Source organism: Streptomyces sp. NBC_01294, from assembly GCF_035917235.1.
Lineage (GTDB): Bacteria > Actinomycetota > Actinomycetes > Streptomycetales > Streptomycetaceae > Streptomyces > Streptomyces caledonius.
On record NZ_CP108423.1, the window covers coordinates 7957452 to 7975032 of the forward strand.

24 protein-coding genes are annotated in these 17581 nt (G+C 70.3%); 13 read left to right on the forward strand and 11 right to left on the reverse strand.

From position 1 onward, the window contains the following. The first annotated feature begins 178 nt into the window (after positions 1–178). Positions 179–823, forward strand: coding sequence for a GAP family protein (locus tag OG534_RS36005; RefSeq protein ID WP_326586220.1), 645 nt, complete (start codon positions 179–181; stop codon positions 821–823). A gap of 229 nt (positions 824–1052) precedes the next feature. Here the strand turns inward: OG534_RS36005 and OG534_RS36010 are convergent, their stop codons facing one another. The 5 genes from OG534_RS36010 to OG534_RS36030 form a co-directional block, all read right to left on the reverse strand. Continuing rightward, entirely contained in the window at positions 1053–2516 is a 1464-nt protein-coding gene (locus OG534_RS36010) for an APC family permease (RefSeq protein ID WP_326586219.1), read from the reverse strand. A gap of 160 nt (positions 2517–2676) precedes the next feature. Then, positions 2677–2850: a hypothetical protein gene (locus OG534_RS36015; protein WP_326586218.1), complete on the reverse strand. Its 174-nt coding sequence runs from the start codon at positions 2848–2850 to the stop codon at positions 2677–2679. A 358-nt stretch (positions 2851–3208) separates the two neighbouring features. Next, the gene (locus OG534_RS36020) at positions 3209–3568 is read right to left on the reverse strand and encodes a hypothetical protein (protein WP_326586217.1); all 360 of its coding nucleotides are present in this window, start codon (positions 3566–3568) and stop codon (positions 3209–3211) included. Between the two features lie 131 nt (positions 3569–3699). Then, complete coding sequence (locus OG534_RS36025; protein ID WP_326586216.1) at positions 3700–4284, reverse strand: DoxX family protein; 585 nt, start codon at positions 4282–4284, stop codon at positions 3700–3702. Positions 4285–4461: 177 nt separating this feature from the next. Then, positions 4462–4782, reverse strand: a complete 321-nt coding sequence (locus OG534_RS36030; protein WP_326586215.1) for a cupin domain-containing protein — start codon at positions 4780–4782, stop codon at positions 4462–4464. Between the two features lie 71 nt (positions 4783–4853). Here OG534_RS36030 and OG534_RS36035 point away from each other — a divergent pair, with 71 nt between their 5' ends. The 3 genes from OG534_RS36035 (at position 4854) to OG534_RS36045 (ending at position 7570) form a co-directional block, all read left to right on the forward strand. Continuing rightward, positions 4854–5846 (forward strand): GlxA family transcriptional regulator, encoded by a 993-nt coding sequence (locus tag OG534_RS36035; protein WP_326586214.1) that lies wholly within the window; start codon positions 4854–4856, stop codon positions 5844–5846. Positions 5847–5924: 78 nt separating this feature from the next. Next, a complete protein-coding gene (locus OG534_RS36040) occupies positions 5925–6122 on the forward strand; it encodes a hypothetical protein (protein ID WP_326586213.1) in 198 nt (65 codons plus the stop codon). A 176-nt stretch (positions 6123–6298) separates the two neighbouring features. Next, positions 6299–7570: a DUF4241 domain-containing protein gene (locus OG534_RS36045; RefSeq protein WP_326586212.1), complete on the forward strand. Its 1272-nt coding sequence runs from the start codon at positions 6299–6301 to the stop codon at positions 7568–7570. A 115-nt stretch (positions 7571–7685) separates the two neighbouring features. Here OG534_RS36045 and OG534_RS36050 read toward each other — a convergent pair whose 3' ends face one another. Further along, positions 7686–8126 carry a hypothetical protein gene (locus OG534_RS36050; RefSeq protein ID WP_326586211.1) on the reverse strand — a complete coding sequence of 147 codons (441 nt, stop codon included), beginning with the start codon at positions 8124–8126 and terminating at the stop codon, positions 7686–7688. Between the two features lie 256 nt (positions 8127–8382). On the opposite strand from OG534_RS36050, the gene OG534_RS36055 reads away from it, so the two are divergent. After that, positions 8383–8793 (forward strand): hypothetical protein, encoded by a 411-nt coding sequence (locus OG534_RS36055; protein WP_326593415.1) that lies wholly within the window; start codon positions 8383–8385, stop codon positions 8791–8793. Positions 8794–8912: 119 nt separating this feature from the next. Then, positions 8913–9152: a hypothetical protein gene (locus tag OG534_RS36060; RefSeq protein WP_326586210.1), complete on the forward strand. Its 240-nt coding sequence runs from the start codon at positions 8913–8915 to the stop codon at positions 9150–9152. Between the two features lie 509 nt (positions 9153–9661). Here the strand turns inward: OG534_RS36060 and OG534_RS36065 are convergent. Both OG534_RS36065 and OG534_RS36070 read right to left on the reverse strand, forming a co-directional pair. Further along, on the reverse strand, positions 9662–9967 hold the full coding sequence (locus OG534_RS36065; protein WP_326586209.1) for a hypothetical protein: 306 nt from the start codon (positions 9965–9967) through the stop codon (positions 9662–9664). A gap of 220 nt (positions 9968–10187) precedes the next feature. After that, entirely contained in the window at positions 10188–10853 is a 666-nt protein-coding gene (locus tag OG534_RS36070; RefSeq protein WP_326586208.1) for a hypothetical protein, read from the reverse strand. Between the two features lie 255 nt (positions 10854–11108). On the opposite strand from OG534_RS36070, the gene OG534_RS36075 reads away from it, so the two are divergent. Further along, positions 11109–11270 carry a hypothetical protein gene (locus OG534_RS36075; protein WP_326586207.1) on the forward strand — a complete coding sequence of 54 codons (162 nt, stop codon included), beginning with the start codon at positions 11109–11111 and terminating at the stop codon, positions 11268–11270. A gap of 198 nt (positions 11271–11468) precedes the next feature. Continuing rightward, a complete protein-coding gene (locus tag OG534_RS36080; protein ID WP_326586206.1) occupies positions 11469–11909 on the forward strand; it encodes a hypothetical protein in 441 nt (146 codons plus the stop codon). 127 nt (positions 11910–12036) lie between these two features. Here the strand turns inward: OG534_RS36080 and OG534_RS36085 are convergent, their stop codons facing one another. Together OG534_RS36085 and OG534_RS36090 are read right to left on the reverse strand one after the other, a co-directional pair. Further along, positions 12037–12297 carry a hypothetical protein gene (locus OG534_RS36085; protein WP_326586205.1) on the reverse strand — a complete coding sequence of 87 codons (261 nt, stop codon included), beginning with the start codon at positions 12295–12297 and terminating at the stop codon, positions 12037–12039. Next, positions 12297–12530 carry a hypothetical protein gene (locus tag OG534_RS36090; protein WP_326586204.1) on the reverse strand — a complete coding sequence of 78 codons (234 nt, stop codon included), beginning with the start codon at positions 12528–12530 and terminating at the stop codon, positions 12297–12299. The genes OG534_RS36085 and OG534_RS36090 overlap by 1 nt, the downstream gene beginning before the upstream one ends. A gap of 250 nt (positions 12531–12780) precedes the next feature. Between OG534_RS36090 and OG534_RS36095 the strand changes: the two genes are divergently transcribed. From OG534_RS36095 to OG534_RS36120, 5 genes are all read left to right on the forward strand, one after another. Next, the gene (locus tag OG534_RS36095; RefSeq protein WP_326586203.1) at positions 12781–12906 is read left to right on the forward strand and encodes a hypothetical protein; all 126 of its coding nucleotides are present in this window, start codon (positions 12781–12783) and stop codon (positions 12904–12906) included. A 157-nt stretch (positions 12907–13063) separates the two neighbouring features. Further along, a complete protein-coding gene (locus tag OG534_RS36100; protein WP_326586202.1) occupies positions 13064–13432 on the forward strand; it encodes a hypothetical protein in 369 nt (122 codons plus the stop codon). 139 nt (positions 13433–13571) lie between these two features. Beyond that, complete coding sequence (locus tag OG534_RS36105; RefSeq protein WP_326586201.1) at positions 13572–14519, forward strand: class I SAM-dependent methyltransferase; 948 nt, start codon at positions 13572–13574, stop codon at positions 14517–14519. A 197-nt stretch (positions 14520–14716) separates the two neighbouring features. Next, a complete protein-coding gene (locus tag OG534_RS36110; RefSeq protein ID WP_326593265.1) occupies positions 14717–15112 on the forward strand; it encodes a hypothetical protein in 396 nt (131 codons plus the stop codon). 507 nt (positions 15113–15619) lie between these two features. Further along, positions 15620–15907: a hypothetical protein gene (locus OG534_RS36120; protein ID WP_326586200.1), complete on the forward strand. Its 288-nt coding sequence runs from the start codon at positions 15620–15622 to the stop codon at positions 15905–15907. A 69-nt stretch (positions 15908–15976) separates the two neighbouring features. Here OG534_RS36120 and OG534_RS36125 read toward each other — a convergent pair whose 3' ends face one another. Continuing rightward, positions 15977–17509 carry a hypothetical protein gene (locus OG534_RS36125; protein ID WP_326586199.1) on the reverse strand — a complete coding sequence of 511 codons (1533 nt, stop codon included), beginning with the start codon at positions 17507–17509 and terminating at the stop codon, positions 15977–15979. Between the last annotated feature and the right edge of the window lie 72 nt (positions 17510–17581).

The following is a 17581-nucleotide window of genomic DNA, read 5'->3' on the forward strand; positions in this document are numbered from 1 at the left end:
ACGCGGTCTGAGGACCGGATTGACACGGGCGAGAATCCGGGCGTGGCCTGCTTGACCGGCCGGGCCGCCGCCTGCAGAGTCGGGGTGCAGCACCGCAGCACCGCCGCCCGACTCTGCCGACCGGTCCCGCCCGTCCACACGTGGCAGAGGGTCCTGACACCCAGGAGCGGCTGATCCGATGGTCCTCGACTTGGTGGTGATCGGTACGGCCGTCACCTTGGGGCCTTTGCACAACAGTGCCTTCATCCTGCTTCTCTCCTCACGGCACGGTGTCCGCCAGGGCCTGGCGTTCCTGTTGTCGTGGCTGGCCAACCTGATCGCGGTCATCGCCTGCGTGATGCTGCTGACCGGCGGACAGCCCCCGGCCCGTCACAGCGCGCCCTCGACCGCCGCGATCGCCGCGAAACTCGCCATCGGCGTGGCTCTGGTGCTGTACGGCGCCCACCGGCACCGCCGACCGCCCCGCCCGCACGGCCCACCGCGCTGGACCGCCCGGATCGACAACGCCTCCCCGGCCACCGCAGCCGGCCTGGCATGGCTGCTGCAACCCTGGGCACTGGTCGGCGCCGGCGCCGCGACCGCCGTCGACGCGGACCTCTCCACCGCCACCGACTGGCTCGCACTGACCGGCTACTGCCTGCTGGCCACCCTCAGCCTCATCGTCATGGAGATGTACGCGGTCTGGGCGCCCGCGGCCGCGGACGCCCGGTTGAACGCCCTGCGGAGCTGGCTGGAGCAGCACCAGGAGCAGCTGATCGTCACGCTCTCCCTGCTCGCCGGCCTGTGGCTGACGGCCCGGAGCATCTACGAGCTGGTCGCCTGACACGTCGGCCCCGAGTGCTGACCTCGCCTTCGAGCGGGCAGGCTGACGAGCGGCGACGGCGGCGGCCGGCCGGCCCGAGGTCCGGCCGGCCCGAGGTCCGGCCGGCCACGGTCGGCATGGCCCCCTGGGCGTCGAGGTGGGACGGCGGACAGCGGGTCTGATTCGACCGGCCGCGTCCTTCGCCGGCCGGCAGTCTGCGGCGGGGAGCGGCAAGCCGGACGTCTCCCGGTCACTTGGTGAAGGAGTCCACCTCACCCGGCTCCGTCTCCAGTGCCTGGCGGTCGAACGTGAGCATGGCGGCGAAGAACAGTCCACCTAGGAACAGGAGGCCCACCACGATCACGACGGAGACCAATGCCTCTTCCGGGGCGACCAGTACGAACAACGCGAAGAGTGTCCACACCAGGGCGCAGATCGCGACCGGCAGTTCGAAGCGTCCGAGGTTGAAGGCCCCCTTCTGGCGGCTCAGGCGTCCGCGTACTGCCAGGTAGAGCACGATCGTCGAGCCGTAGGTGAGTGCGGGGAGGATGGTCGAGGCCGTGATCAGTTCCAGCAGGGCGGCGCCGGGCAGCGCGACCATCAGGACGACGCCCAGGGCGAAGACCAGCACGGTCGCCGGGATGGGCGTCCTCGTGCGGGGATTCACGCGCCGCATCAGGCGGTGGGCGGGGAAGCGCGCGTCGCGCGACATGGCGAAGACGAGCCGTGAGCACGCGACCATCGCCACGATCCCGGCGCCGAAGAACGCGATGGTGATCGCGACCAGCAGCGTCCTTTCCATCGCCGGACCGAGCTGGTCACGCATGATCGCCGCGACGGGTGAGCCGGTGTTGCTGATGCGCGGGATGTCGTCGATCGCGACGGTGAGCGTGATCAGGAACAGCAATCCCAGGACACCGGCCGCTACGACCGATCCCACGATCGCGCGTGGAACGGTGCGGAACGGATCCTTGGCTTCTTCGGCCAGGTTCGCGGCCGAGTCGAAGCCGACGAGTGTCGCGAGCCCCATGATCATCGCAAGCATCAACCCGCCGCCGACTGCGAAGTAGTCGGGGGAGTGCTCGACGACACCGCGCGAGGTGAGGTTGCCGGCCGAGCCGTCGCCCGTGACCGCGACGGCGATGACCAGGGCGACAGCCACCACCACGACGAGCGCCAGTTCGAGCCCCACCGCGACCGTGTTGATCAGGCTGACGAGGCGCGTGGAGGCCACGGCCAGCGCGGTCTGGACGAGCAGCACCACGAGCGTGATCAGGCGTGCGGTGCCCTCGTCCGGTGTGATGCCGGCGAGGGGCATGAATGCCTGGCTCGCCAGCGCGTTGTCGACCGCCACCACGCCGATCGCCAGGTAGCAGAAGGTCAGCCAGCCGAACCACCAGCCGATCTTCGGGTTGGCCAGCCGCGAGGCCCATTGATACGAGGAGCCGCTGAGCGGGATGCGGGCCGCGAACTGTGCCACCACCAGCGCCACGAGGGTCTGCCCCACGGCCGCGACGATCCACAGCCAGATGCCGACCGGCCCCGCGGTCAGCAGGACTTCGTCGTACGTCGCGAAGATGCCGACCGCCACCGAGATGAACGCGAACGAGATCGCGAACACCTGAAAGGGGCCGAGCGTGCGTTTCAGCTCCTGCCGGTAGCCTCCGGCCTCGACGGCCCCCGCATCCTGGGCCTCGGACGAAGGCTCCGCCATCTGGGCCACCTCACCTTCCAGGAGCTCCTCCGGGGCCGCGGCACACGGCATGCAGTGCCCCGACCAGTGCCCCATTTTCACCATTTTTCCACGTCTGTGTGCTGTTCGACTCACACGAGCGGCCCAGAGATGCGGCCACACCTCGGCGACGCAGGACTGGTCAGGCGGAAGCGTTCCGGAAGGAGACTTCGATGTAGTCGATGTCGGTGAACTCGACTTCGAGCTGGTCGGCGCGGGTTCCGCCGTCCTTGAAGTAGATGTGGCCCCTCGGGAACCGTGCGGTTCCTGAGGGGCCGCGGTTGCTGCGGTCAGTGCTCCCAGGCGGCGGCGCCACGCAGGAGGTGATGGTCCGACATACCCGGAGTGCAGGCTGCGGAGTCACCGCGGACGGTGGTGAACCAGTAGTAGCTCAGGAAGATGTAATCGATCTTCCCGGGTTCGCTGACCTTGGGTGAACACCCCGGCTCAGCGGTTGCTTCACCGCTGCGGCAGCGATCCCCGCTCTGCGGACAGTCGATGTGAGTGTTGCAGGCACGGACCGTGCGCCCGGTAACGGTCGTCCTGGCGCACAGAAGGATACGGTCCTCTCCCGGTGTCTCCTCGGGAAGGAAGTTGACGGACCGAGTGCCGTTGTTGATCGTACCGGGGGCACCCTTGGCGAAGATGGCCAGACCGTAACGCGTGTCGGTGCCTCACTTCGCACACCCGCTCGTGGACGCCAGTGTCGCGCCCCAGACCGAGTCGTACTTGTTGCCACTGGGGCGGCCCTCCAGCGAGTCGCGCAGCAGGGTCCACTGCCCGTGACACATCTCCTGCAGCATGACCAGATCAGCGTCCCAGCCGTCCATGGCGTTCACGATCTTGTCGCGCCACGCGTCCTTGGACCCCTCGTAGATGGCGCACGCGGCCCCGCAGACGTTGTAGCTGATGAACCTCGGCTTCGGCCAGTTCTGCGCATCGGGAGTGTCGGCCTGCGCGGGACTGGGCCCGGAAGCAAGAACCAGTCCTATGGCGAAGAGCGCTGCGAAGAACGCTCTGAGTGCCGCTCGCATCGGCAAACCCTTTCGTGATCATTCGGATGCGCATCGTGGCAGTCATGCAGCATCCGAACGGGCGGTGGCTGGACAAGGCGTCCCTGTCTGATACGACTGCCGTATCTCGACGGAGAAGTCGAATCACTCGGTCAGTCGCCGGTGGTCGATCCGTGCGGTGGCGATGGCGGTGTGAGCCCCCCGCTCGCGGAGCCATCGCGAAACGACGTCCAAGCCGGGACCCCGTCGGCCTTGCGGGCAGCCGCGCCGCGCGTCGGGACGTAGGCCCACAGCGCGACGGCGATGAAGATCACCTGCTCGGGGATCCTGAACCACAGCGGCGTCGCCGGCTCCCCGTTGAACGGGATCTGCTCGACGGCCGCGTGGATGTTGGCCGGGAGCATCAGGACGAACAGCGCGGCGAGGCCGAGCCCGGCCGTCGGCCGGGTGGACTCCCGGACGAGTCCGGCGGCGCCGAGGAGTTCCAGGACGCCGGTCGCGTAGACCGCGAGGCGGGGGAACGGCACGAACGGCGGGACCATCGCGACCAGGTCGTGGTGGCCGGGCACGGGGCCGAGGGCGGACGGGACGAAGTGCGCGCTCGCCGTGAACACGAGCATGACCGCAAGGCCGTGCAGGACGGACACCCGCCAGGTCGCGAACCGTTCGACGCAGAAGGCGCCGAGCAGCCGGAACAGCACGGTGGGAACGGCGATGAGCATGAGTGTGCCGAACATGGGAGGAGAATCCCTTCACTGGGTGGGTCTGCCGGTCGCGCTCGGGCCGGGTGCACGTGCCCGGCATGGCATGTGCACAGAACAGAAGCGTTCCGCCATCCCCGGCTGACGCCGACCCGACCCGACCCGACCCGACTGGCTCATCACCGCGCCCGCGCGCCGGGCGCGGCCGACCGGTCACCCGAGAACGGTGATCCCGATCATGCGCGCCCCGGTCTCCGTGCGCGGGCGGTGCGTGCTGCCCGGCGCGAACACCACGTAGCTGCCCGCCGCGAGGCGTCGGCCGCAGTCGATGAACTCGCCGGACACCACGTAGTAGCGTTCCTCGGTCTCGTGCACGTCCTCTTCGGGCCATTGCGCACCCGGGGCGAAGTCGTACACCCACCCACGTGCCCACTCCGTGGCGGGCAAGCGCCTGCGGGTGATGCCGGGAGCGACCTCGGTCGGGTCGATGTCATCGACGTGGACGATCTGTACGAGGTCGGGTTCTTGAGTCACGTAGATCATGCTCGCGGCCGCTCCGCCTCCGCCCCAGAGTCAGGATTGACGTGGAGAGGTACTTTTCTGCCATGAGCCTTCACCGCGTGGTGTGCCTTCTCCTGCCGCCTCAGTCCACGTTCGAGCTGGCCAGCGCCGCAGAGGTCTTCGGCCTGAACCGGCCAGGCCTGCCCGCCCGTTACACGTTCGACGTCTGCACCGAGCGGCCCGGCCCCCTGCCGACGCTGGCCGGCTACGACATGGCGGTCATGCACGGGCTGTCGGCCTTGCAGCGCGCGCAGACGGTTCTCATCCCCGGCTGGGTGCAGCGCGCGAGCGCTCCCTCGCCCGGCGTCGTGGACGCGCTACGGCGGGCGCATCGCCGCGGCGCCCGTATTGTCGCGTTGTGCTCCGCCGCCTTCCTGCTCGCCGAGGCCGGACTGCTGGAGGGTCGCAGGGCGACCACTCACTGGCGCATGGCCGACGAACTCGCCGCGCGGCATCCCGGGATCCAGGTCGACCCGGACGTGCTCTACGTCGACCTGGGCGACGTGGCCACGAGCGCGGGCACAGCCGCGGGCATCGACCTGTGCCTACACCTGATCCGCACCGACCAGGGCGCCGCCTACGCGAACCAGGTCGCCCGGCACATGGTCATGCCGCCTCATCGCGAGGGCGGCCAGCTTCAATACGCCACGCTCCCCCTCACCGACCGCACCCCCGACTCCCTGGCCCCCGTCCTGGACTGGGCCGCCGAGCGGCTGCACGAGCCGCTGACCGTCGACGACCTCGCCTCGTTCGGGGCCGTCTCCACGCGCACGCTCGCCCGCAGGTTCGCCGAGCAGCTCGGTACGAGCCCGGGCAACTGGCTGCTGCGGCAGCGGGTGATGGCGGCCCGGGCCCTCCTGGAGGAGACGGATCTGGCCGTCGAGACGATCGCGGCCAGGACCGGCTTGTCCTCGGCCGCCAACCTCCGCCGGCGCTTCCACGCTCTGGTGCACACCACGCCCGCCGCCTATCGCCGCTCCTTCCGGCACGAGGCCGCGGGAACGCGCACGCGGGGCTCCGACGTGGCCCCCGCCTGACCGGGTGCGGTACGGCCCCTGGTCCAGCGTCGCGACGCCGGCGCGAGGCGGCGGCGCACCCAAAGGAACTCCGCACCGTTGCCGGTGCACTGCTACGGCCAACGGCTCGTCGCCGCCCGCAGTAGGGAGGCATGCCACATCCCCGCCTGCCTCGCGCGCAACACGTGCGCCCTCCACGCGTACCTCGCGGAGAACGAGAAGGTCTGGCTCGACGAGCTCGACCGCGACGGCGGCTGCGTCAGCGTCAACGAGCGCAGCCTGGACGAGGCCTACTGACCCTGGCGGCCGTGGCTTCGGCCTTGTGATGCGCGGCACCAGACCCCGCTCACTGATCCGGCCTGACCCGAAGGACACGACCTGCGGCCGTTGTCACAGCCGGCGGCTCCCTTGCACAGGCGCGAGGCGCGAGGCGCGAGGCGCGAGGCGCGAGGTACGAGGCACAGGGAGCGGTCATGGTCGTCGCGGTGGGGTACGCGCAGGCGTGGGACCTGGAGGCCCGCGAGGCCTGGCGGCCGATGTCGGCCGGGGAGGCCCGGGAGCGGGATGCCACCGGGCTTCCGTACGTGGTGGTGTACCGGGAGCCGGGTCGGGAGGCTCCGCTGGAGGTCCGGCTCGTCTCCTGGCGGGACCACTACGTGGGGCTGTGGGTCTACGACGCCCAGGGCCGCCGCACCTACGACCTGGACATGCGGCTGCTGGACGACCCGGCGCGGCTGCTGCGCCGGTACACGGTCGCCTGGAACTACACCGGTCCGGTGATGGCGGAGTTCGACCCGAAGTGCCCGCGCGTCATAGTGGACCTCTTCCCGGACGGTCGGGGGCGGCGGACGGAGGAGCCTCGGGGGTACTCCACCTCGCCCACCCACCGCGACGACGAGCAGTGGATGGTCCGGCCCGCCTTCGGGGAGTGGCCGCTGCTCTCCGCGCAGGTGCACGGCTTCACCGAGCCGCCGGTCTTCGAGGTCGCCGAGGTCGCCGAGGGCGGCCACGGGGACGCCCCTGCCACGTGCTGGCGGCCGCCGCGGCCCGCGCAGCCCGGGCCGATCGGCGCGTTGTTCCGGCCCGGGGTGCGGGTGACCGACGGGTACCACCCCGAGCAGACCGTCGTGGAGCCCCGCCGGGTCGGCACCCTGCGCGTGCCCAGCGGGTTGCTGGCCGTCGCCGGCCCGGACAACGTGGACGAAGAGCCGGCGATCACCGTCCCCGTCCCGCCCGGGGAGTACGTACTCGACGAGGCGCGGGTCCGCTTCAGCTACCACTGCGAGTGGCGGGACAGGGAGGTCACGACCACGGGACCCACCGCGGTACGCCTGCTCGTCGACGAGACCCCCGCCGCGACCTGGGAGATGGCCCTGGGTCCGGACGACGACCCCCGGCTGTTCATCGAGGAACAGATCGCCGGATTCGACACCGACGGCGCCACCGGCTGCTTCGCCGACGCCGCCGCCTGGGAGCCACTCGTCGCGCTCTACGAGCGGGGGCTGATCCAGGGAGAGCCGGACCTGGACGGGTACGAGGACATCGACGACGGTTCCATGTTCATGCAGCGCACCTGGGACGAGGCTTCCGGCGGCGAACTCATGGCCTTCGCCACCACCGGGGACGGTACCTACCCCGTGTGGATCGGCCGCTGCGACGCCGGTGAGGTCGTCGCCGTCGTCGTGCTGGTGGAGGGGATGCCCGAACTGCTCCCGGAGCGGGACGGAACCACCGCCGATGCCTGAGACGGCGTGCGGGGGCCTTTGGTGCAGGGGTAAGCGGCCGGCGCTGTGCGGGCCGCAGGCACGGCGGCATCGTCATGTATTTGTGGGGGCGGGCAGGATGGCTTGGGCTGTTGCGCTACCAGGCCGGTCGCGGGTCTTGAGGTTCGGTCGAGAAGCCTGCGGGCACCTTGGCTTTCCCGTCCGTCCGCCAGAGATATCCCGGGCTTGGCGAGAACTCATCTGACGTTGGTGCCGGGGCGTGGAACCGCTGTACACGAGGAAGCGGCACCTCGACGAGAGCGCCGTCGTAGATCATCCACAGGCCGAAGCAGTCGTCCTCCTCGTCATGGATCAGTACCTGTACCTGCTCGGGGTTGGGCCACGGCAGCGATTCCAAGTGCTTCAACAGACCCGAGCGCGTGTACTGCCTGTAGAACTCCATAACCCAGCCGCCGACGAACAACCCGAGCGGCTCGAACTTGCCCGCCCAGCTGCGTGACTCGTCAAAGCGGGTGAGAGGCTCCATGACTTCGTCCGCGTACGTCGCCAACACCATGACCTGCGCAATCCTGCTCATGCAGGAGTATCACCGCACGCGACACGTCGACGGCAACCGATTTCGAACACGCGCCGCGTGGTTCCGTCCCCTTGGCTCGCACCAGGTCAGCGCCGTGGCAGGAACGTTCAGGGACAGCAGTCCAGCATCACCGCGCCCAGTCGAGTCCCGATGTGCCGATGGTGGGACCCGGCGAAAGTCTCAATTTTGAGCGTGTTCAAATAGGGGGTGCGGCTGCAGGGCCGGCTATCCAACCTCTGGGGAGAGGCGTGTGAACATGCGTGCTGGGGCTGCGGTGAAGAGGGTGACAGGTGGATGGGGGCTCGTTGCTGTACTGATCGCTGCTGCGGTGGTCACTTCGGGGTGTGCGGGCTCGGTCGATCCTGATGAGCTGCCTGGCGTGTACCGCAACGACAAGACGGGCGGCGAGATCCTGCTCGATGCCGACGGAACGTTCTCCGCCACGGACATCTCGGAAGGCGAGGTCACGGGGTGGGGAAGTGCTGACCCCGTCGACTTCAGTGGTCAATGGGACTTCACCCGCAGCAACTTCGTTTACCTGGAGGCCGATGACGGTGAGCTGGACGTCGACGTCCAGCTCTACATGGCGGGTCCGAAGAAGGTGTATCTCCGCCCCGATCCGGACGGACCGGTGACCCTGAAGCTCACCAAAGCAGCCGCGCCGTAGATCCTGCGTGCCCAGTGCGGTGCGTGGCGGGCTTGGGGCGGTTGGTCTGGTGACAGGGCGCCGAGTCCAGGGTGGTGACAGGTGATGATGTTGTCACCGGACAGGGTGTTGCAGATTCCTTGAACGCGCCCGACCGTCGACCCGGTGAGCTGCAGTGTGGCCAGCGCTACCACGGCGACGTTGCCGGCGAACGAGGCCCGGCCGATGACTACCAGGCGGTCGGGCTGCGCGAGGCCCACCAGCACCACCTGCTGGACATCACCATCGCCGCCCTGCGCTGTGCCCGTGCCCGCGACCCGACCTTCCCGCCTCGGCCGACCAGCGCGGCGTCGAACTCCTCTGCGGTGTCGGCGACCTGAAGACGTGTCAGCATCTTGTAGGTCGGCCGTGATGTAGGTCCGGTAGCTGCCGGCTTCCCGGACGCCGGCGCGGGCGTTAAAGGCCGGGCCGGAGGCGATGCCGACGCTGTTGAGGCGACGGCTTGGCACCTGCCGCGCCCCGAAGGGCTCGCTTCTGAGCTCTCCGGCACGCTTCCAGGGGCCAGCGGTCAACCGGTCGCACGACACCTTGATCAAAGTCGCCCTGGTCACCTTCATTCGGTGCCCCGGCGGGTCCCATCCGGGAGGATCGGCAATCGGTGCTCACCGCGGGCCGAACGTGTTGCCGGGGTCCTCGGCCGTGAGCCCGAGGGCGAACCGCCGAACGAGCTCCCGAACGGGTTCCTGACCGGTCATGAGCAGGTCGCGGACCAAATCCTCCCCCGGTGCCCACGCAACACCTTGGCGGCCCAAGCGCACCGTCACGCGTGCGGGCTCCGTACGCTTCGGTGTGACGGCGATCACTGCGCGCTCCCCGTGCTCTGGGCCTGTCAGTCCGCAAGTTCCTGGGCCAGCAGCCGGGCGGCGGTGTCCACTGGCTCTTCCCAGCTGACGTCCGCGCCTGCCCTGGCCAGTTCGGCGTCGTACTGGGCCGCGTCGAAGTGCAGGTCGGTGGGAAAGGGAATCCGGTTGTCGTGTGTGTTCTCCCAGGACGTCCAGAGCACCCGGTCGCCCTGGCGCCGGATGGTGACGAAGATGCCTCCGCAGCACGAGGTGACACAGCCGTTGTTGGACAGCTCGACCCGGCGCGGTTCGTCCGAGGCCGCGAACGGCCATCCCTCGGCGGGGCCAGGCAAAATGCCGGCTTGAGCAGCTCGACGTGCCGTCCGGGTGGACTTCCGCCAGCAGGTCCCGGCCGTCGACCAACGGACGCACCTCGTCCTCCGTACGTGGGGCGGGGCCGCTGGAGCCTGATGGGCGTCCTGTGATGTGCACTGGGTGTGCGTCATCGGATTTCACCGGTGCTGGGCTGGGGTGTGGCGGAACGCCGGAAGGTGCCGCCCTCGGGCAGGCGTTTCACCGCCCTGTCGGCCGCCGCGGCCTCCGGCGCCGCTTCTCGTACGCCTCCCGGATCCCGCCGGCCAGCCCCAGGAGCACGGCCGCCCCGACCGCCACCTCGGCTGCGATGCGCAGGCCCCGGCCGTGGACGTCCCCGGCAGCCCGCGGGGAGACCTTGCCCTGCGGGTCGTGCACCACCGCCAGGGACCCGCCCTCCTCCGCGAGCCGCGAGGGGGTGTCCAGGTGCTCCGGGCCGCCCGCGGGGCAGTCCAGGCGGTGGTCGTACGAGGTCCGGGTCGTGGAGGTCCAGTGGCCCTCGGCGTCCATGGAGGACTGCGTCTCGGTGTGCTCGGTGACCTTCAGCACGACGCAGCTGATCTCGACGCCCCGGTCCTCCAGCGCGCTGTGCCCCACGGACGCCAGTGCCAGGATGGCGCCGAGGCCGGCAGGGAGGGCGGACAGCGCGATGAGCGAGGCCCCGCGCCGCGCGGCGAGGGCGGCGTGCCAGCCGAGCAGGACCAGCGGGAGCAGCAGCCCGCCGAGGAAGAACCCCCAGTTGCCCAGCGACCCGTACGCCGACTTCCAGGCCACCCCGAACGCCAGGGCCGCGGTCAGCGGCGGCGCGGCCAGCGCCACTGCGGTCCGCCAGAGCCCGCGTGCCCATCCTCCATGCCAGCCCGCCATGCCCGCCCCCGTGGCTCGTCCTTGTGCGCTCCAGGTAACCGCGACGGCACGGGGCACGTAAAGAGCGCGGCTGCCCGGTCCGACTGAGGAGGGAGGCACCTGGTGACGCTGCGACCGCCGGTTGAGCCGATGCCGGCGCAGGCCGCCGAGGCGCTGCCGGGCCCGGGAGTGCCGGCGGGCGGCGCCGCCTTCGAGTAGGAGTTCGACGGGCACCGCGCGATCTTCTTCACCCCGGCCTCCCCGGGCGGGCAGGTGGTGTTGCAGACCCGCGGCGGCTCTCTGATTCAGGACCGGTTCCCGGACCTGGTGGCCGCAGCGGAGGAGCAGTCGCTGACCGCATGTGAACGCTACCTCCACCCCAACCACTACCGCGTCGGCGGGATTCGGGCGCTGCTCGCCCGCATGGCCTCCGCCTGAGCGTCGTCTGCGACGCGGGGTGGACGGCTGCGCCCGATGGCGCGGTGAAGACCGAGACCTGGCCTCCCGGTTTCCTCGTGCTTCCCCGACTCGCGCCAGACAGCATCTCTCGTACTGCGGCCGCGGTGGGAGCCGGCCTGACCCGCGCCGTGCCGGCCCTGGTACGCGGGGTGGTGGCCGGGCAGGTAGTTTGCTCGGATGAGTCTCCTTGATGATGTGGCCGAGCGCGACGGCTGGCAGTGCTGGGTGTGTGACGAACCGGTCGACCCCGACGAGTCGGTGAACGACCCGCGGGGGCCCAGTGTCGACAGCCGGACCGCCGACCGGAAGGCCAAGGTCGCCGAGCGGCTCGCGCACCGCGGGTGCAACACGCGCAAGGGCGCGGTCAAGGTGGTCATCGCCTGGCCGGAGCGCCTGTACGTAGTCGAACCCGCGCCGCTGATCGCCGTTGCCGAGAGGCTGGAGCGCAAGGGCGGCCGCGAGGTGGTGGGTCGTTGTCCGTCCAGGAAGGACGCCCAGGAGGCGGCGGATTGGCTGGTGGACCGCTTCTCCCGGCTGGTACCGGGGCTGCCGGTGACCGCCGGCATCGAGGCGGGCGGTGGCCAGTTCCTCGTCATCCTGGCCACTGGCCGCCGCTGACAGGGGACCCCAGGCGCACACTCGCGTCGAGGTGGAGCCGGGATTCGCGGAACGCGTCGAGAAGGACGTCGAGCCGAAGCCGTCATCGGGACGTCCGCCTCTGGAGACCTGACCGCGGTCGTCCGGGTCAGGTCTCGATGTAGGCGACCACGACGACGGTGCGCAGTGCGGTGACGAAGTACAGGACGCGGACTTCCTCGATCTCGTCGGCGTACTGGCGCAGCTCGGGCCCGGTGCCGTCGGCCGGGATCGGCCCGCCGATCTCGGGGTCGACGGAGATGGCGACCAGTGCGCGGTCCAGGGCGTGGAGTTCGCGTTCGGTGGTGAGGTCTTCGAGCTGTTTGGCCGCGGACTCGCCGAACGCGATTCTGGCGCGCCGTCCGGCCATCAGGCGACGGCCGGACGCTGGGCGGCGAGGCGGGCGAGATGGGCCTCGCGCAGTTCCTCCCAGGGCGTGCACTCCTCCACCGCGGGCAGGCCGTTGGTGGCGATGTCCTCGAGGACGGCGGCGAGCCGGTCGGCGTTCTCGCGGGTCTTGGCGGCGTAGGCGCGGACCGCGTCGGCGGCCGCGGGCTCCAGTTGCTGCCGCACGGTGCTGGCGGGGGCCGGCTGTTCGCTCATCAAGTGCTCCTGGGCATCATTCGGCGTCGGTCACCACCGTAGCGCCGGGGCGGGCCTCTGAGCCCCGGTAGAGACGAACCGGCCCCGGCTGTCCCTGAAGAGGGAGGGCGCTCTCATGCAGGAAGCACTCCCTGTGCCACTGACAGCAAGAGGCGCACGTCGTATGGTCGATCTGCTGCGCGAGCGCGTCGCTGGGTAGGCGGTAGGTCTGGTGAGACTGGGCGTTCCAGTGGGCGCTTCGGCTGGCTGCTTGGCCCGTACCGAGACCGTGACGGCCGTCGCGCGGGACCGTCGTGGACGGACCGTGGAGATCGACTGGGAGCTGCTCCCGGACGGTGCCTGGGCGGGACACGTCCGCGAAGGCGTCGCCCGATGAGCCGTTCCGACGCCGCCGCACCACCACGCCGCCACCCCGCCCGAGCACTGGCGCTACAGCCGCCACCTGGAGTCCCTGGCCGTAGCGCCGGGGGAGAGCCGGGGGAGAGCCGGGGGAGCGCCGGGGGAGCGCCGGGGGAGAGCCAGAGGCCGAGGCCGTGGCCGCCGTGCCGCGCGATCCCGGCCCGGTGACGGCCGAGAGCGCGGTGGTCACCCGTCTGAACGGCCGCGCGGCGCAGTTGCCGGCGGACGAGGGCTTCCCGGCATGGTCCCGGGCCGTGACCGGCGTGCTCGCGGCCCGGGTGTTCCCCGATCGGCGGCAGCGCGAGTGGACGCTGCCCAAGGTCATCACCCGCGGCGAGCCCCGGTCCGCCGAGCAGCTCACCGAGGCGTCCGACTGGTGCCGGCGCCCCGCCGTCCAGCACCAGGACGGGTACGAGGCGCTGTACCAGCTCGCGACCGCCGCCCGGACCCGGCGCGTCCGCAACGCCGCCATCGAGCGGCTGCGCGGCCGGACCGAGGTCTGAGCGCACGGGGTGCGCGGGCAGGAATCACAGATCGATCCCGCTCACGTCTCGTCACACCTCCGCCCAGGGCTTAGGGTTCCGTTACCCGGCCGGGTATCAGCGTGAAAACCGATGCCACTCCGCTGGAGGATGACTCTCCGTGTCGCACGTTTCACAAGCTTCCGTCACGACCCCCGACGGTGAGCCGACCCCGCTCGTCCCCACCACGTACGACGAGGTCAAAGGCTGGTTCTCGGCGTACGACCAGGTGCTCTTCGACTGGTTCCTGACACGTCAGAACAGCGGTGAGGGGCAGCCGGGCGACTTGCTGGAGCTCGGTGCCTTCATGGGGAAGAGCGCGATCTTCCTCGGACGGTACCTCCGGCCCGGTGAGGAGTTCACCGTCTGCGACCTCTTCGACTCGCCCGCGACGGACGATTTCAACGTCGCGGAGAACCGCAGCTCCTACCCCACGCTCACCCGGCGCGGCTTCGAGACGAACTACCTGGCCTTCCACGAGGCGCTGCCGACACTGATCCAAGCCCCCACCTCGGTCGTCGCCGACCGGGTCAAGCCGACGAGCTGCCGGTTCGTGCACGTCGACGCCTCGCACCTCTACGAGCACGTCGTCACGGACATCGCGTCCTCGCGTCTCGTCGCGACCCCGGATGCCGTGGTGGTCTTCGACGACTACCGCTCCGAGCACTGCCCCGGCGTCGCGGCCGCCGTCTGGACCGCCGTGATCACGGGCGAACTGCACCCCATCTGCGTCTCGGCCTCGAAGCTCTACGCAACCTGGGGCGACCCGGCGCCCCACCAGGCGGCACTGCTCGCGTGGCTGGAGGAGCGCACCGACCTCTGGCACGGCGTGGACGTGATCGACGGCCGCCCCCTGGTACGCATCGGGGACCAGGGCGTGGTCGCGCCGGTGCCCCCGCAGCCGCTACACCCCGCGCCGCCGGCGGAACCGGCGCCGGCCCCCGCTCCCGCCCCCGCTCCCGCCCCCGCGCGCCGGCCCGGTGCCCGCTGGCGCAAGCTGGCCAAGGACCTGCTCCCGCCCGTGGTCACCCGCGCGATCGTCGCCCGGAACCGCCGACGCAGGGGCTGACACCGAAAGGGCTGACACCACACCCCCGGACCGGATCCGGTCCGGGGGCCGGCGTACGTCTGGAGGATGACCCTGCCGTCAGGGTGTGCAACCCGTACAGGGAGGCCCAGGGCGTTGTACTCGGCTTGCGACTGGCGGCCGTCTGGGCGGGTCACGCTGCTCAGTCGGCCCGCTTCGTCGTATGTGAAACGGGTGGTGTGGCCCAGCGGGTCGGTGCGCGCGAGGAGTCGGTCTCGGCTGTCGTGCTCGAAGCGGGTCGTCGCGCCGGTGGGATCGATCTCTGCGGTGATCTGGGCGCGGTCGTTGACCAGGAACTGCGTGGTGCGACCGAAACCCCTACCCCCAGCCTGAGCCCGAGGCCGGACCGGAAGGCGGGCCGGAATCGGGAGCAGGCGACCGACGTCGCCACGGTGGAGCAGACCCGCCGGACGTTGGAGGCCGCCGCCCGGATGACTGCCAAGCTCCAGGGCGGTATCCGGAAACGGGCCGCCGCTCGCCGCACCCAACCGCAGCCCGCCACGGCGACGCCGCGCACCCAGCAGCCCGCGGCGCTCGCGCCGGGCCGGACCACATCCACTGGAGGAGTCGCATGACCGTGCCGCCTGAGGACCCGAGGATCGAAGCGGTCGCGGCCCGGCTGAGGGAGGCAGTCCAGGAGCGCGCCGCAGCGTACGGCCCGCTGCCGGCCTGGGAGGCGATCTGGAAGCGGCCCCGGAAGCCGAAGACCGACCGGGAGAAGAAGCAGGAGCTGCGCAAGCAGCGCAAGGCGGCCGGGATACGCCGGTTCTACGCAGGGCAGTCGCGTCGGCCCGGCCCCGGCCCCGGCAGAACCGCATCGGCAGTGCCGCCGCGCGCCGCGATGCCCGCGCCCTGTCCCGGATGCGGCACTCCACCGCCTGGCTGTGGTGACGATGCTGCCAGAGCATGAACACCCGGTTCAGCGCTGGTTCCCGTCGAGGCGGATAGTGCGCCGTGCCGCTCGGCGAAGGCCCTGCGGAGCCCTACGTCGACAGCGCGCCAGCGGCCCGAGATCGCCAACTTGGCAAGCCGGACGGTACGTTCATCACTCGGTGAAGAGCACGATGAACGGGAGGGGCAGCATGTCGATTGGCAACCGCGTCATGCGCGAACTGGGCGACGCGATGAGAACCGGCGCAGTCCGTGTTTTCGACGCTGAATACAACGACGGCTTCAACGCGGCGGCCAGCATCTGTTTGGAGGTTCTGTCGGACGCCATTGACGGATTGGTGGCAAGGATGAAGTCCGGAGACTACCTGTCTGACCAGGAACAGGCGCTGTTCTCGCGGCTGACTGAACTGCGGGCTGAGATGGACGAACGTCTGCGGAACGCCTTCGAGCCGGAGCCCGCGGGAGACACCCTGCCGTAGCGTCCGGCACCGATCCCGGCAGCCAAGCGGGGTGTGCTGACGGTCACTTCTTCGGGTCGGCGCCGTAGGTCACGACATCCGGGACGCCGAGCGGGACATGCCAGTGGTGCAGCCCTCGTTCCACGCCTCGCGCTCGTCGCCACCCAGGCCGTCGGGCAGAGCGTCGGCGCACTCCCGCCGTCCTGCGGAAGCGGGGTACCGGGTGTCCACGCCGCCAGGCCGAGTACACATGTCCTGCCGGGAAGCCACCTCTCCGCCGGTCGTGCAGAACGTGAAGTTGGTGTCGAGGACGCGCCTCGCGTAGTCCGTCGCCGTCTGCTCGCCGAACCGGTGGCCGTCCCAGTACCTCGCAGCCTTGTCCTGCTCGGTGGTGCACCCGGTCAGCGCGAGAGCGGCGACGGCGAGCGGCATGAAGGTGCGTCGCATGCGTCGGAGCATACGAGAAGGACCCGGCCTCACCGGCATGCGAGTGCATAGTAGGTAAAAAAATATACTTTCTGGCTTTTTTGGCCAGGTTTGCTGCCAGGGTGCGGCGTATTCCTCGTGGGTGACCGTGCCGTCGCCGTCGACGTCGAAGACGCGTGCGGCTTCCGCGGCGTCGTCCTCGCTGAGGCCGCCGCGGGTGAACATCGTGGTCAGGACCGAAAGGGGGATCTGGTTGTCGTCGTCGGAGTCCATCGCGGTGAACACCGCGTCCACTGACCAGCTCGCTCGGCTGTTCGTCGATCGTGTCCAGGACCTGGCGGACCTCGCCCGATCCCAGGAGGTCTCCAAGGCATCTCGGTCATGTTCGCGTTGCAGGTCGAGGAGCACTGGCCGCCAGGCACCGTCGGCCTCGGCCTCGGCCGCGACAGCACCGACGGGCCGCCGGCTTTCGGTGTCCGGGAGGAGGCAGGCTTCGACGGCAGCGCCGAGCCCGGCCTGCTGGGCGGTTACGGTGGCAGCCGGGAAGTCCCCTTCCAGCCCCTCGATCAGGTCGGTGTACTGCCCGCTCCGCTGGGCGGCCCGGTACAGCATGATCGCCACGTCTTCGGTGTAGTGCTCCACGTAGCGGCGCGTTCCCGGTACCGGATGGAAACCGAACCGTTCGTGGAAGCGGTCCTGCCCGTCCGCCGTACCCGACGTCCCGATCATCGCCTTGGCGCCGAGGCAGCGTGCGGCCGCGATGGCGAAGGCGTTCAGATAGACCCCCAGACCCAGTTTGCGGGCCTGGTGCTCGACCACCAAGCGGCTGTGCTCAAACGTTTCCGCCACACCGAGCCCGTGCGCACGAAGCACGTCCTCGTAGCGCTCCGCACCCAGATACGCGCGGGTCTGGAAGAGCTCCCCGGTCTCCGGCGTCGAGAGCCTCACGTAGCCCAGCGGCCGGCCGCCCGCCTCCCGGCGGGCGATGAAGTGCCAGGCGCCGAAATCCAGATCCTGATTGTCCGTATAGGCGCCATCCGCCGTCCGGAAGTCCGGCCGACGCCCGCGATCGAACAGAGTCCGCGCCCGCAACTCCCGGATCAGGCCGACCAACTCGGCCGCCCCCGGCTCCTCCTGCCCCAAACGGAATGCCGACACATGCCACGACACCTCCGCGCCCGTCGAAATAGCCTTCATGAACAACCACCCCGTCTGCCCAGCGCACACCATCCGGCTGCACTCCGGGGCGTGCACCCAGCGCACACCCGC

Bases quoted from the DNA above. Each gene is read 5' to 3' on its own strand.
- OG534_RS36055 (WP_326593415.1), top strand. From the start codon at position 8,383: ATGCGTGCTGGGGCTGCGGTGAAGAGGGTGACAGGTGGATGGGGGCTC.
- OG534_RS36020 (WP_326586217.1), bottom strand. From the start codon at position 3,568: ATGCGAGCGGCACTCAGAGCGTTCTTCGCAGCGCTCTTCGCCATAGGA.
- OG534_RS36120 (WP_326586200.1), top strand. From the start codon at position 15,620: ATGTCGATTGGCAACCGCGTCATGCGCGAACTGGGCGACGCGATGAGA.
- OG534_RS36005 (WP_326586220.1), top strand. From the start codon at position 179: ATGGTCCTCGACTTGGTGGTGATCGGTACGGCCGTCACCTTGGGGCCT.
- OG534_RS36070 (WP_326586208.1), bottom strand. From the start codon at position 10,853: ATGGCGGGCTGGCATGGAGGATGGGCACGCGGGCTCTGGCGGACCGCA.
- OG534_RS36025 (WP_326586216.1), bottom strand. From the start codon at position 4,284: ATGTTCGGCACACTCATGCTCATCGCCGTTCCCACCGTGCTGTTCCGG.
- OG534_RS36090 (WP_326586204.1), bottom strand. From the start codon at position 12,530: ATGAGCGAACAGCCGGCCCCCGCCAGCACCGTGCGGCAGCAACTGGAG.
- OG534_RS36035 (WP_326586214.1), top strand. From the start codon at position 4,854: ATGAGCCTTCACCGCGTGGTGTGCCTTCTCCTGCCGCCTCAGTCCACG.
- OG534_RS36080 (WP_326586206.1), top strand. From the start codon at position 11,469: ATGAGTCTCCTTGATGATGTGGCCGAGCGCGACGGCTGGCAGTGCTGG.
- OG534_RS36010 (WP_326586219.1), bottom strand. From the start codon at position 2,516: ATGGCGGAGCCTTCGTCCGAGGCCCAGGATGCGGGGGCCGTCGAGGCC.
- OG534_RS36085 (WP_326586205.1), bottom strand. From the start codon at position 12,297: ATGGCCGGACGGCGCGCCAGAATCGCGTTCGGCGAGTCCGCGGCCAAA.
- OG534_RS36125 (WP_326586199.1), bottom strand. From the start codon at position 17,509: ATGAAGGCTATTTCGACGGGCGCGGAGGTGTCGTGGCATGTGTCGGCA.
- OG534_RS36050 (WP_326586211.1), bottom strand. From the start codon at position 8,126: ATGAGCAGGATTGCGCAGGTCATGGTGTTGGCGACGTACGCGGACGAA.
- OG534_RS36045 (WP_326586212.1), top strand. From the start codon at position 6,299: ATGGTCGTCGCGGTGGGGTACGCGCAGGCGTGGGACCTGGAGGCCCGC.